The organism is Moorena bouillonii PNG (genome assembly GCF_001942495.1).
GTDB classification, from domain to species: Bacteria; Cyanobacteriota; Cyanobacteriia; order Cyanobacteriales; family Coleofasciculaceae; genus Moorena; species Moorena bouillonii.
In genome coordinates, this window is the sequence record NZ_MKZS01000001.1 from 186,503 (window position 1) to 199,743 (window position 13,241).

The window sequence follows — 13,241 nt, forward strand, 5'->3', positions numbered from 1 at the left end:
GTTCTGCCAGAGCCTACCAGGAACTGCCTGGAAATGATGCTCCTAGATTTTCCTGATCGCCCCCAGCTAGAGAATGCTGACCACGCCCAGACAATGGGTCTATTTTTTGCATCAACAGTTCCTCAACTACCGATGGCAGTTCTTTTTGCCAAAGCTTCTCATAGGGAGTGAGCATATAAGCCTGAGGACCACCGACCAGCTTGAGTTCACCAGTCTGAATGTTACGCACATAGATACCTTCATTCTTATCGAGGGGAATTGCTTGACGCTTCTCAACCACTTCCACTTCCACAGGGGGAATATAATCTTGTGGCCCAGCAATCATCCACAAATCCCCTGGTTGATGAGTAATGACCTGGTCACCTTCCCCCTCATTAAACGCTTCTTTGGATCGAAGCAATAGTGCTTCGAGCTCACTGAGAACATAGATGTTTTGGATACCATTCTCCAAGGACTCACCGGGATGCAAGAAAAATGATGTTCTCCCCTGGCGAACCTCTCGCATACCCAGCTGAGGTTTACCAGACTCATCAATGGGGTCAACCACAATACACCATTCGTGATCGCTCAGGGTAGTAATCGTGACTTCTCCCACTACATCTTCATAAACATCGGGAATATGAATTTCTGCATCTTCAAAGGTGACCAACCATTCATCTCCAGCTTTACGCTGACGACCAAAAATATCAGTAAAGGTGCGTTTAGCTTTCAGATGTAATGCTTTTTGTTCTGTCAAAATGTAAGCATTAATAATGCCAATTACTTCTTCATCCACACCAGGTAAATAGGCTCCTTCTTCTCTAACCAGCCATTCTTCACCTGCTCTACGTCTATTCCTTTGACGATCGGTGCAATTCTGCCGTGCTAACAGGTGTAAGGCTTGGTTAGGTTTAATCACCTCAGCTGTTACTGTCTCAACTACTTCCACCTCCACCCGGGGAATATAAGTTCCAGGTCCTTCAAACAGCCATTCATCACCTGCTAAACGGTTAATTGTTTCAGTCTGGGTTTCTCCATCAACTATTCTCGTAACCGTATCGGTAAAATCCCTAATTGCTCTCAGACGCAGTGCTTGATTGGTCTCGACTACTGCCAGTTGCGTGACATCCCCTACCAGTTTCTCGTTTGGATAAAGGGGAAACGGATCTTGCGCGAAGCGAATTTCCAGATCACCGTAGCGCAGTCGAATTTGACCATGTTGATCAGCAATGGGTTGACCGTCTTCATCCCGGAGTAACGGATTAGCAACCACACAATAATACCGAGGCGGCACAATAATCATCGGTTCAGGTTTTAAGATCAGCCGCTCGTGATCCCGAAGAGTAATGGTTTGAGGACCAACCTCCAGTCGGGTAACACCGGTGTTGTTGTCTAGCACATGAATAAACTGTTGGGGCTTGATGCGAATCACTTCACTAGTTGTCCTAGGCCCTTCCATTTTCTTATCTGTTTTACGCTCAGTTGTAGTCATAGTCTTGGTCTAATCGAACTGGATTATTAAGTTGCCTTTATAGGTCGTAAGTAGTCAGACACAATTAAAGCAGAATTTTTTTACAAGGTAACTTCGGATCAGGAAATTTCACGATTCATGTAGGATTACTATAGTTCATGGTTTATCCCTAAAGCCTAATCAACAATCAACTATTTTGTAACCTGACAGCAAATGAACTCCCTATAAAACTAACCTAACCTTTATTTTTATGTTCTGCTAAAATAACCAAAACTCGTTATGACTACGTCAAGTTTATGGAGTTGGGAGCAATTTCATCTGCTGATCGGCACATTAAGGATAAAGGATCAGGGATGAGGGATTAAGAATTAAGGATTAGGCACCCTTAGATTAGGCTTGATACCATTAAGTACTAACAACTATTAACCATTAATCATTAACCCAACCCATGAAAATACTAATAATTTTTTTTTACGATATAATCAGGATGATTACTATCTAAGATTAAACAAATAAGGGGCATACTATGAATCGTGATGAATTCCTAAAACGCTACGAAGCCGGTGAAAGAGATTTTTCTGGTATTAATTTTAAAAAGGCTAACTTTAAAAGTACTAACCTCAAGGGTGTTTGTCTAAATTATGCTGACTTGAGTAATGCTGATTTAGAAGAAGCCACTTGGGATGATGTGGATCTAAGTCATGCTAACTTGAGGAATGCTTACCTATATGAAACCACTATCGAAAATTCCAACCTCACTAAGGCTAACTTGAGTCATCTAGTAGCGTCTGAATCAAACTTGGAAAACTGCGACTTTAGTGGTACTGATCTCAGTTATGCTGATTTATCTGTAATCTATATGGCTGGTAGTAAGCTCAGGGATGTAAATTTCAGTTATGCTACCTTATGTGAGGTTTACCTAGGTGATTCTGACCTGAGCAATGCTAACTTCAGTTATTCCCGTATGCTAGGGGTTGATGGCTGGAAAAAAGCTGACCTTAATAGTATAAATTTTACCAAAGCTATCTATACATCATGCACTGAGTTTCCGACTGGATTTAACCCATCAAAAGCAGGAGCGATCTTTATTTGTGCAGAGGCTGACTTAAGCGGTTTGGACTTGAAAAATATTAACCTAGGTTATGAAGAAATGTCTGGCGCTAACCTTAGTCATGCTAATTTGAGTGGTGCAAGACTGTATAATAGTGACTTGAGAGCCGCCAACCTAAGTTATGCCAATTTAGAAGGTGTTGACTTTCATGATGCTGATTTGAGTGAGGCTAATTTGAGCCATGCTAATCTTAAAAAGGCTAAATTAGCTAAGGCTGACTTAAATGATGCTATTTTCTGTAACACTATTATGCCTAATGGCAGGATTAGAAATAATAATTGTTAGCTAGATCAATACCTTCAACCATCAGGAGTTTTCCATCACAAGCTACATACTTCCAGGCAATCGAGGATATATCTAGCCGCATCTACAAATACCATATCCAGATACTGAAACTGATCCGGATGGAGCTGGGAGCGCAACTCCTCCCAAGCCTGTTCATCCTGAATATCTTCATCCCTAAATCCTGCCTCCAGGACTGCTGTATACCTAACATCAATCCCCAGATGCTTAGCCACTATGTGTAAATAGTCCTGCTCAGTAGGGTCAATTTCCCCATCCGCCGCTGACATATCATAAGCAAAGCACAACAGGAGTAGCTTCTCAGCATCGCTTAGAGGCTTAGTCAAAGTTAACCATTCGGGGCAATTAGACGCAGTAGGGTTCCGCTTAACTTGCCTAAGCAGAAGTCCGATTAAGAACGGCCCCAATTGACGCAAATCATCCTCCTCGGGAGGCGTTAAGCGGTCAATAGTTTTTGCCAGCAGCTGTGTTTCTTCTTCTACCACTTGACCATCCGCCAACATTACTTCCAAAGAAATAGTGACCAAGGCTACCACAAAAATCATGGTTGGTGTAATATCTAGTACACTGAGTTGCCTTCCCACCAGACGAGACAAGTATTCAACAACTTGCTGATTTACCAGTCGAATACCTAAAGCCTCAAACTTTTCTGGTTGCAGCTTTGATTGCAACTCTTTCCAAACCGACTGATCTGGAAATTCCTCACCCTTGAACCAAGCTTCCATCAGCACTGGGTAGCGGGAATCAATGCCTAGGGAATTTGAGGCTAGCTGTAAATACTGGCTTTCATTGGGGTCAATCGTCCCATCCACCGCTGACATGGCATAGCAAAAGTTAAGGAGCAAAATTCGCTCTGACTCAGACAGGGAAGTAGTTAGCTTCAACCACTGCTGAGGATTTTGATAAACCGGATTCTTCTCTAGTCCACAAAGCAAACGCTGCACCAATTGACGGACATCCCTCTGGGGGGGTACTAATCGCTCAATGGTTTTCTCTAGTAGCTGCTTTTCTTCGTCCTGTACAACGCCATCAGCATACATGACTCCCATCCCAAGGGTTACTAGGGCAGCTAAAAACCTCACAGGCGGTGTTATATTGTCTTGAGTGAGGTTTCGTCCGGTTAGGTGGGACAAAAGTTCAATAGTCATTTTTTAGTTAGCTATTAGGTTTTAGGTATTAGGTTTTGATATGAGTGAGTGGAATCACATCTCAAGGTAACTTGGTTAAGCTAATGGTTATGCAATCACCCATTCTAAGTTGGCTTAAGGCTTTTGTAATGCGATCGCATCTTGATCACGTTGGTTTAGCAAATAGTCATGGGATCACGAAGACGTTGAGACGGTAGTAATGCGATTAGCCCGAAGGGCGTTGGCTAGCGAACGCAACCAAGCTTCAGGGAGTAAAGAAGGGATCCCATGGATCATCCCTCCATGACTTTTATGCCCATATTGATCAATATTCCCCTATCACTAGAAATAAGTTGTCCAATCTCAGTTGGTGTTACACCATCAGACAATATTGCTTGGGTCAATAGCTCAATAGATACAGAGCTATTGCTTCTTTTCAGGGCAATCAACCGCTGGATTCCATGAATCTTTTCTGCCCATAAAGACATCCTGTTAAGCTTTTTTTGCTTCTCCAAGAGATGGCGAGAGAGGGCTAATTGGATTTCTATTAATGTCGCTTATTCTGGGGTTAAGTCTAAAAATTAGATTACTCAGGACTTACGCACAGACTCCATGGGTAGGGTGGGGAAGGTTTTTACCACCCTACAGGTAGCGTTAAATTGAGGTATTTGCGTAAGTCCTATTACTGTACCAACTTTCCCACCTTTGGCTTCTATTTGTGCTTTTTTCCGTAGCTCAATCCCACTACTCCTTTTTATCTCTATCGTATTTTTATGCTCGCTTTTGGCAATTAGATATCACCCTTGATAGGTGTTAGGTTTTGGGTGTTAGGTCTTAGGCTAATAGTGTTAGACTCGGTGAGTGCGATCGCATCCTTTGACTAGTGCGATCGCATCCTTTGGCTTAGATTTACCCCTTGGTCATGGGATCCCATCAATAGAAGAGAGATTCGTGGATTCTGTAACCGGTAATCCTCAATTGGTAGTGAAAGGGAATCGTCCCCTACTGTTGGATGAGCTAAAGAAGCTTTGGCTGATTAAGTCCGGTTCTATTGCTATATTTGCCGTTGAGCGTAACGATGGTGTTCTAGAGGGGCGACGCCGTTATCTATTCAGCCTGGGAGTGGGTGAGGCTTTGTTTGGGATGGGGGCGAATGCCCAAGACAAGCCCTACACCATGCTTGCTGTGGCAATTGAAGAAGCAACAGTTTGTCAGTTAACCACTACAGACATAGAACTAAAAGGGAATAGTAATGGTAAAACAGCCACGCTGATTTCCCAAGACATCATTAAGTTGACCGAGAAATGGATTGAGGGATTTTCCATCTTCCCTGGTGTGGTTACTCCGTCTACAGTATTGGATACCTCAGCAGTTTACAGTTGGGAGTCCCTACAGTCCCATCTGGATCAGCTATACAGTAACCTCTACCACTACCTAGCTAAACTCGAACAAACAGAATCAGCTCAAAAACTGACTCAGTTCCAAGAACGGGAACGCCTCAATCATCAAGTTACTACGGAAGCGATTGCAGAACTAGCATCTGTGATCAAGCCCCAGTTAAAAGAGAGTTTTCAACAGGGAACCCCCCTGTTAATTGCCGCTGGTGCTGTAGGACGGGCGATGGGGATTCAAATTAACCCCCCCGCCCAGTCAGAAGACCTCAATCGAGTCCGAGAACCCATAGAAGCGATCGCTCGCGCTTCCCGCATTCGGATCCGGCGAGTGATTCTACGTGACTACTGGTGGAAGAAGGACAATGGGCCTCTATTAGCCTACACCCGAGAGGATAATCGACCTGTAGCACTGCTACCAATGGGGGTGGGTCAGTATGAGGTACTAGACCCAGAATCGGGAAAGCGTGTCCCAGTCAATGCCAATAATGCTAGTTTCGTTGCTCCCATGGCTTATATGTTTTATCGGTCATTCCCCGATCAAGCAATTAAAGCCTTAGACTTACTCCAGTTTACTTTTAGAGGTCGTAGCAAAGAGTTAATCACCTTGATGTTGACGGGAGTTGCCGCTGCTGTTTTGGGAATGGTCACTCCCCAAGCCACTGCCATTCTGATTGACAATGCTATTCCCGATGCTGACCGGGGATTATTAGGACAAGTAGGGTTAGGACTGTTAGCAGCTAGCTTTGGCAGTGCCATCTTTCAACTGGCTCAAGGGCTTGCCACCTTGAGATTACAAACGATTAGCGAAGCTACCAGCCAAGCCGCTGTTTGGGACCGATTATTAAACCTAAGAATTTCTTTTTTTCAGCAATATTCCACCGGAGACCTAATATCCCGGGTTTCAGCAATTTCTGAAATCCGTAACCGACTCAGTGGCACAGTGATGCAAACCCTATTCACCAGTTTTTTCTCTCTCTTAAATTTGGGTTTGCTGTTCATCTACGATGCCCAATTAGCCTTAGTCCCGTTGGGAGTGGCATTAACTGCGATGATTGTGACCACTACCTCTGGTATTTTAACCCGGCGCAAGCTAAGACCCTTGCAAAAGCTAGCAGGAGAAATCTTTGGACTAACGGTGCAACTAATTGTTGGTGTTTCTAAACTCCGGGTAGCAGGGGCAGAAAATCGGGCATTTGCCTACTGGGCTAAATACTATACTCAGCAAATTAAGCTGGTGCTGAGTACGCAGTTCATTGAAGACTTACTGAACGTATTCAATACCATACTCCCTACCCTCAGCCAAATGATTATCTTCGCCGTGGCTGTTCAATCCATTACCAAATCCGAATCTGGGCAAGGTTTATCTACTGGTACATTCCTAGCCTTTAATACTGCTTTTGGAACCTTTATCACTGGCGCAACTGATTTAAGCAATACCCTAATTAATATTTTAGAAATAGGCATTTTATGGGAACGAACTCAACCGATTTTGGAAGCTACACCGGAACTAGACTTAAGCAAAGCAGATCCAGGACGGCTTTCGGGGCAAATTAAATTAGATCATGTCAGCTTCCGCTACCGACAGGATGGTCCTTTGATTTTAGATAATATTACTATTCAGGCAAACCCTGGAGAATTTATTGCTTTAGTCGGTCCATCTGGTAGTGGCAAATCCACGATTATCCGATTACTGTTGGGGTTTGAAACCTCTGAAAATGGCACCATTTACTACGATGGTCAAGACTTATCTGGACTAGATATCTCAGCTGTGCGTCGGCAACTAGGAGTAGTGCTACAAAACGGTCGAATTAATAGTGCTTCTATGTTCGATAACATTGCCAGTGGTGCTTTAGTTACCATGGATGAAGCCTGGGAAGCTGCAAAAATGGCAGGGTTTGCTGATGATATTGAAGCCATGCCCATGGGGATGCACACCGTTATTTCTGAAGGCGGTACCAATCTTTCTGGTGGACAGCGACAACGGCTATTAATTGCCCGTGCCCTAGTCTTAAAACCAAGACTATTGATATTCGATGAAGCTACCAGTGCTTTAGATAACCGCACCCAAAGCATTGTTAGTCAAAGTATTGACGAATTGCAAGTGACTCGGATCGTAATTGCCCACCGCCTCAGCACTATCCGCAAAGCAGACCGTATTTATGTGCTGGAGGCTGGGAGAGTGGTACAACAGGGAACCTTTGAGGAACTGGTTAATGAGGAAGGGTTATTTGCGAATTTGATGGCTCGACAAATGGCTTAGAAGGATCAATGATTAACCCATGAACTATCATCGCTTTTGGGACAAATCATACCTGAATTCACCAACACCAAATGTCTCAATTGCGCAGAATCAACCGTTGCCGATGAACATGCAACAAACGAAACTCCTGCTGCGCCACCTGGTCCAACATATAAATAATATGCTCTGGTCGCAACATGGTGCCATCATTCAAACAACTCCCGACATACCGCAAAACCACCCCAGACTCCGCAACCTCCTCTTCACCATCTTTGGGTTTTTGGGGTTCCATCACCTCGAACTCAAATAAGCGATCGCATAAATTCACCCACTGCTTCTTACCCGACTTCGTAAACCGCTCCCACCAAATTTCCTTACTACCCTTAATTGCTTCAATCCAACCCTGCCAGTCTTCCCAAGACACCGATGACATTACCTCAACTTGAATCAAATACTCAGCCTTTTCCAACAGCTGAGTTCCAGCAGGTTCCTTCAAATCCACTGCTTCAACCCCATACACCGGAATCTCTTCAGGCAACTCAGACACCAGCCTTTCCCTAAACTCTTCAACTGGCATTTTCTGAGTTAACTCAAACTCCACAATCTCCCCACTACTAGACGCTCCCAAGGGCAATGCATTAGCAATCATAATCCGAGCATTAGCCCGAAACCCCCCACTATAGCGAATTGGTAGTGACGCCCGTCTTACTGCTCTCTCAAACAGACTTGCCAAATCCAGATGACCCAACAAGGTCATATCCCCCAACTTTCCAAACCAAACCCGCAGCCGCTGATCCTTATTAGTATTGGGTTTAAAGTGACCAGCAAATTGGGGAATCTGCGGCGGGTCAATCACCACATTATGACCAAAATCAATCCCACACACACCACAGTGAGAACACCCATCAAAGGAACAATCCGGTACTGTTGCTGCATCTAACGCCCGTTGTAAATCTTCCTTGAGCCAATTCTTATCAATTCCCGTATCAATATGATCCCAAGGCAAGGGAGCATCAAGGGCATCAAGGGTTGAAGGTTGTTCGCGTAGCGTGGCCGAAAGGCCAAGGTTAGTTGGTTGTTCGCGTAGCGTGGCCGAAAGGCCAAGGTTAGACCGTTGAAGGTTAGACCGTTGAAGGTTAGACCGTTGAAGGTTAGACCGTTGTTCGCCTTTGGCGTTCCCGTAGGGTAGGTTATTTGGTTGTTCGCGTAGCGTGGCCGAAAGGCCAAGGTTATTTGGTTGTTCGCGTAGCGTGGCCGAAAGGCCAAGGTTAGCTGGTTGCTCTGAACTTTCAACCTTCAACCTTCCAACTTGCAACTCTTCTAGACCAGCCATCACGTTCCATTCGCCATTTTCTACTTGGCGATATTTCCAGGTCAGACCTGATGAAGCGATCGCATTTTCCCAAGCAGCAAATGCCCGATCCAAGCTTTCCATCCAGGAGTCCATCCCTGCCCCCAATTCCCAAGCACGGCGCACCACCGCACTTAAGCGTCTGTCACCCCGTCCCACGAAATCTTCCATGGCCGAAATCCGAACATCGGTGTAATTAACCTTCACCCCCCTGATCTGAGCAAATACTTGTTTGAGCAATTCCTGCTTGCGTTTAAACTCCGAAGTCGATACGGAATGCCACTGGAATGGGGTGTGAGGTTTTGGGGTAAAATTAGAAACAGTTATGTTAAACTTAAGGGTTTTTCTGCCTTTGGCACGGCACTCCTGCTGCAACCAACGCACCGTTTCTGCGATCCCCAACACATCCACATCCGTTTCACCGGGCAAACCAATCATAAAATAGAGCTTGACTTTCTCCCAGCCTTGGTCAAATGCCGTCTTTACTCCCCTGAGCAGTTCTTCGTTAGTCAGTCCCTTATTAATAATATCCCGCATCCGCTGAGTTCCTGCTTCTGGGGCAAAGGTCAAGCCACTCTGCCGATTTCCCCCTAGGATATTGGCAATATTTTCATCAAAGCGGTCTACCCGCTGACTAGGTAGAGACAGGGAAATATTCTGATCCTTAAGACGATTTTTGATTTCCATCCCCACCGCTGGTAGAGCCAGATAATCCGAACAACTCAGGGATAAAAGGGAAAACTCGTTATACCCTGTAGCACGCATGCCTTGTTCAATAGCTTCCACCACTTTTTCCGGTTCCACATCCCGCGCTGGTCGAGTCAGCATCCCAGGTTGGCAGAAGCGACAACCCCGAGTACAGCCCCGTCGCACTTCGATCTTGAGTCGGTCATGAACCGTTTGGATATAGGGTACTAGTCCAATAGCATAGGCAGGCATCGGTGTAGCCACACGCCGCAAAATCCGCTTCGGCACATCAGGGCGGTTGGGTTTAACTGAGCCATCCTCAGTCATATCATAGAATTGGGGGACATACACCCCTGGTATCTGAGCCAAATCCAGGAGTAATGCTTCTCGACTTAAGCCAGCTGCTTTGCCTTCTTCGATTACTAAGCCAATCTCTGGCAACAATTCTTCCCCATCGCCAAGATCAACAAAATCTAAGAAATCTGCATAGGGTTCAGGATTCGATGTCGCCGTTTGTCCACCTGCAAAAATTAGGGGGATTTCCGATATATCAAACTCAGCACGGTCTTTCCAGGTCAGGGGAATTTCTGCCAAATCCAACATTTCCAAGATGTTGGTTGCCCCTAATTCATAGCTAAGGCTAAAGCCAATAATATCAAAATCTTTCAGAGGTCGCCGATTCTCGACAGCAAACAGAGGGGTTTGAGTGGAACGCAATTTAGCTGCCAAGTCTGGGGCGGGTAGATAGGCGCGATCGCATAATTGCCTAGGTTGAGAATTCAATATATTGTAGAGGATGATATGGCCTAAGTTAGAAGCGCCCACTTCATAGACTTCTGGATAAGTCAATACCCAGCGTACCTCAGCTTTTTCCCAAGGTTTATGGACTGCTCCCAACTCGTTACCTAAGTAACGGGCAGGTCTGTTGATGTCTGGTGTTAATATTTCCTCTACAGTGATTGCCATAGAAACTTACTTTATTACTGCTTTCAATGCAGTTAGCCCTAATCCACCATTCATTTTATCAGTACTCAGGGTAAAGATAGGGAGGGTGAAGGTGATGAAGTGAGGGAGTAGAGAACCACCATATTTCTTGACTAGTATTTCCCTATCTCCTCCCATCGTCATCGGTTTCAGCACTTAATCTTCCTTGGATTTCCTCGGATTTTGCTGCACTCATAGCCATTGAGTTAGCTTCCCAACCTACTCCAACCCCCTACAGGGCTGTAGCAAAAGCATCATGGCTGTCAAAAATCTCAAATACCCCATCTAATTTAGTTAGCTCCAGCATAATGCGAATTGAAGGAGCTACTGAGCAAAGACCAAAGGGCCTCTCTAGACGTCTTGCTAACTTCAGACCATGAATTAAGGCCATTAAGCCAGCACTGTCGAGTGACTCTAACTGATGCATATCAACCAACAAAGCCGAATCCTCACCAGCCACCACAGCTTCTGTCAACTGACTTTTAAACTCAACTGCATTGGAGGCGTTAATATGACCGGAAGGTTGAATAATTCGTAATTTTGCACTTAGGGTCGCCTGTGTCATGAGTAGACTCCTCACTGGGTCAAATCCAATAAAATTTTTTAGAGAATATATAGAAGATAGTATGGAATTTTGCTAATTCCATACCACTTCTGAGATACTTTGCCGAATCTTTACAGATGGCTAATGGTTTTTAAAATCTTCATAAAACTTACCATCACAATGTATCATATATTACTTTCTTTAAAGTTAAGTAATTTATTTTTCATTTCCGATGGTCTAAGTTGCTATGAGCATGGCTCAGTTCATACCTATAAGTAGGGATTAAATTTTAATAATTTTTGTTACGTTAAATCAATAGAGCTGCCCTGACCTAAAAATATAATACTTTTTTTTATAGGCTTGAGCCAAATGTTTAGCTTTAGGTAAGTATAACGTTAACTAGGGTGTAGAGGCAAGTAGTACTAAGCAGTATTTGCTTATAACTGCCTAAACTTTAATACCTCTAAGCCTTGAAACGGCATAGCTTCTTAGGTTCAGGTTAAGCTTTCTGAGTTAAGTCAAAAAGGCTTATAATATGTATGTCAGAGAGGACAAATCCACCTCATCAGTGATTTAGATCACATACCAATAAGATAAAAATCACTAGAGTGGTTAGTAGTTTCAGAAGACAATAAATTTATATGGAATTGTGGGTAAGTCATAGTGAAAACTACATTTGTTATTCGTCAACTAGTAGAAAAAGCCCTATATATTAGGAAATTGACTCCTGATATAGAAAATGCAATTAACTACGAACTAACTCAAACCGGTTACATCTCTGATGTGGATTACGAAGCACTGGAATTATTAATGTCCGAGATGGATGCTGGTCGTGTACAGCTCGTTCCGAGTTACTAGAAGTGGTTATAAACTAAGGCTAGACCAGATCACAGGCTTGGTAACTAGTCCATGACTAGGCATAACTTTTAGGGTTGGGGCAAGCTCTGACAGCTACATATGGCAAAACCGCTACAACTTTAGTTTACTCTCCTAAGGATTCTGACTTGCTACTGCTTAAGTCGTGATCAGATCACCATGGAGTTGGCAAAGTCCTATGACCGATTAACCATTAACAAAACTTAAAACTTGTCTGGATAAGCTTGCCAAACTGCACAGATAAAATAACTTAGTTGCTGGCGAGCATCAGGGTCACTTTCTACATTGACATCAGGGTCATCTAACCGAACCAAGAGGGGAATTACTTCAGTGTCTAAGGCTAGTCGTAATAAACTCGCTGGCCAAAGTAAATCCGGTCCAGAGCGTAGGTCGTAAAGAGTAAGCTGTTCAGGGGGTTTCACTGGCACAGGCTCTTGACTATGCAAGGTGACCAATATCATAGAACGCACCCAACACATTTGTCGCGATGACACAAATTCGATAACTTCAGCGTATAAACGAGTATTGTCATGCTCTAAGCAAATAATCTGATGAGGCTGGAACTCGTAAACCAAACCCCTTGATACGTCTTTATTCACCAGGCATCAATTCCTAAATTGAGTCATTGCGATATAATATACTGTTCATATTACCAGTTTGGTTAACGGTGCTATTAGACCCAGATTTGGGATTACTGCATTTCAGAGGCTGTATCACTGCTCATCTTTGCTATCATGTATTAATTCAACTTAGTCTCAATAGATTGAATACCATAGCATAGATTATGAAAGTCCAAGTATCGGTCGTTTTTACCAATCCCGTGGATTTCGTTAATTTTTCTCATCAGGCACTGCCTCGATTTTGCGTCGATCTGCCTTTTAAACCTCGCGCTATCCCAGTTGAAGAACTGTTGCCCAACGTCCCTATGATTAATAGCAATTCAGACGATTGGACAACAGACCTGCCCTTCGAGCAAATAGAATACAAGGAAGAAGGAGCAGAGGAATATGCCCAAATGGTAGTAGTAGTGGGAATCCCACAGGATGATATGCCCTTGTTTGAAGATGTAGTTAAGTCCTATGGGGGAAAGGTTATGCCATCAGAGGGGTTGGATGTAATGGACATGTAGTGGACATGTAGTTTACACCCCATATCTTACCCATAACCTGGCTTAT

11 protein-coding genes are annotated in these 13,241 nt (G+C 44.0%); 4 read left to right on the plus strand and 7 right to left on the minus strand.

From position 1 onward, the window contains the following. Window positions 1-13 precede the first annotated feature (13 nt). On the minus strand, window positions 14-1,471 hold the full coding sequence (locus tag BJP37_RS00830; protein WP_229415142.1) for a hypothetical protein: 1,458 nt from the start codon (window positions 1,469-1,471) through the stop codon (window positions 14-16). Between the two features lie 505 nt (window positions 1,472-1,976). Between BJP37_RS00830 and BJP37_RS00835 the strand changes: the two genes are divergently transcribed. Continuing rightward, on the plus strand, window positions 1,977-2,846 hold the full coding sequence (locus BJP37_RS00835) for a pentapeptide repeat-containing protein (RefSeq protein WP_075895731.1): 870 nt from the start codon (window positions 1,977-1,979) through the stop codon (window positions 2,844-2,846). Window positions 2,847-2,881: 35 nt separating this feature from the next. Here BJP37_RS00835 and BJP37_RS34095 read toward each other — a convergent pair whose 3' ends face one another. Together BJP37_RS34095 and BJP37_RS00850 are read right to left on the minus strand one after the other, a co-directional pair. Continuing rightward, window positions 2,882-4,012, minus strand: a complete 1,131-nt coding sequence (locus BJP37_RS34095) for a TerB family tellurite resistance protein (protein WP_081431021.1) — start codon at window positions 4,010-4,012, stop codon at window positions 2,882-2,884. Window positions 4,013-4,284: 272 nt separating this feature from the next. Beyond that, window positions 4,285-4,479 carry a hypothetical protein gene (locus BJP37_RS00850; RefSeq protein ID WP_075895733.1) on the minus strand — a complete coding sequence of 65 codons (195 nt, stop codon included), beginning with the start codon at window positions 4,477-4,479 and terminating at the stop codon, window positions 4,285-4,287. A 463-nt stretch (window positions 4,480-4,942) separates the two neighbouring features. Between BJP37_RS00850 and BJP37_RS00855 the strand changes: the two genes are divergently transcribed. Further along, entirely contained in the window at window positions 4,943-7,645 is a 2,703-nt protein-coding gene (locus BJP37_RS00855; RefSeq protein ID WP_438941522.1) for an NHLP bacteriocin export ABC transporter permease/ATPase subunit, read from the plus strand. 76 nt (window positions 7,646-7,721) lie between these two features. Here the strand turns inward: BJP37_RS00855 and BJP37_RS00860 are convergent, their stop codons facing one another. The 3 genes from BJP37_RS00860 to BJP37_RS00865 form a co-directional block, all read right to left on the minus strand. After that, window positions 7,722-10,628, minus strand: a complete 2,907-nt coding sequence (locus BJP37_RS00860) for a TIGR03960 family B12-binding radical SAM protein (protein ID WP_075895735.1) — start codon at window positions 10,626-10,628, stop codon at window positions 7,722-7,724. Between the two features lie 6 nt (window positions 10,629-10,634). After that, window positions 10,635-10,802 (minus strand): hypothetical protein, encoded by a 168-nt coding sequence (locus tag BJP37_RS38140; RefSeq protein ID WP_158069339.1) that lies wholly within the window; start codon window positions 10,800-10,802, stop codon window positions 10,635-10,637. A 76-nt stretch (window positions 10,803-10,878) separates the two neighbouring features. Continuing rightward, entirely contained in the window at window positions 10,879-11,211 is a 333-nt protein-coding gene (locus tag BJP37_RS00865) for an STAS domain-containing protein (RefSeq protein ID WP_075895737.1), read from the minus strand. 642 nt (window positions 11,212-11,853) lie between these two features. On the opposite strand from BJP37_RS00865, the gene BJP37_RS00870 reads away from it, so the two are divergent. Then, window positions 11,854-12,048, plus strand: coding sequence for a hypothetical protein (locus tag BJP37_RS00870; RefSeq protein ID WP_075895739.1), 195 nt, complete (start codon window positions 11,854-11,856; stop codon window positions 12,046-12,048). Between the two features lie 221 nt (window positions 12,049-12,269). Here the strand turns inward: BJP37_RS00870 and BJP37_RS00875 are convergent, their stop codons facing one another. Further along, a complete protein-coding gene (locus BJP37_RS00875; RefSeq protein ID WP_075895741.1) occupies window positions 12,270-12,665 on the minus strand; it encodes a hypothetical protein in 396 nt (131 codons plus the stop codon). Window positions 12,666-12,850: 185 nt separating this feature from the next. Here BJP37_RS00875 and BJP37_RS00880 point away from each other — a divergent pair, with 185 nt between their 5' ends. Continuing rightward, window positions 12,851-13,195, plus strand: coding sequence for a hypothetical protein (locus tag BJP37_RS00880; RefSeq protein ID WP_075895743.1), 345 nt, complete (start codon window positions 12,851-12,853; stop codon window positions 13,193-13,195). Window positions 13,196-13,241 lie beyond the last annotated feature (46 nt).

Excerpts from the sequence above, each read along its gene's own strand:
- BJP37_RS00830 (WP_229415142.1), bottom strand. The coding sequence starts at position 1,471 with ATGACTACAACTGAGCGTAAAACAGATAAGAAAATGGAAGGGCCTAGG.
- BJP37_RS00835 (WP_075895731.1), top strand. The coding sequence starts at position 1,977 with ATGAATCGTGATGAATTCCTAAAACGCTACGAAGCCGGTGAAAGAGAT.
- BJP37_RS34095 (WP_081431021.1), bottom strand. The coding sequence starts at position 4,012 with ATGACTATTGAACTTTTGTCCCACCTAACCGGACGAAACCTCACTCAA.
- BJP37_RS00850 (WP_075895733.1), bottom strand. The coding sequence starts at position 4,479 with ATGTCTTTATGGGCAGAAAAGATTCATGGAATCCAGCGGTTGATTGCC.
- BJP37_RS00860 (WP_075895735.1), bottom strand. The coding sequence starts at position 10,628 with ATGGCAATCACTGTAGAGGAAATATTAACACCAGACATCAACAGACCT.
- BJP37_RS00865 (WP_075895737.1), bottom strand. The coding sequence starts at position 11,211 with ATGACACAGGCGACCCTAAGTGCAAAATTACGAATTATTCAACCTTCC.
- BJP37_RS00880 (WP_075895743.1), top strand. The coding sequence starts at position 12,851 with ATGAAAGTCCAAGTATCGGTCGTTTTTACCAATCCCGTGGATTTCGTT.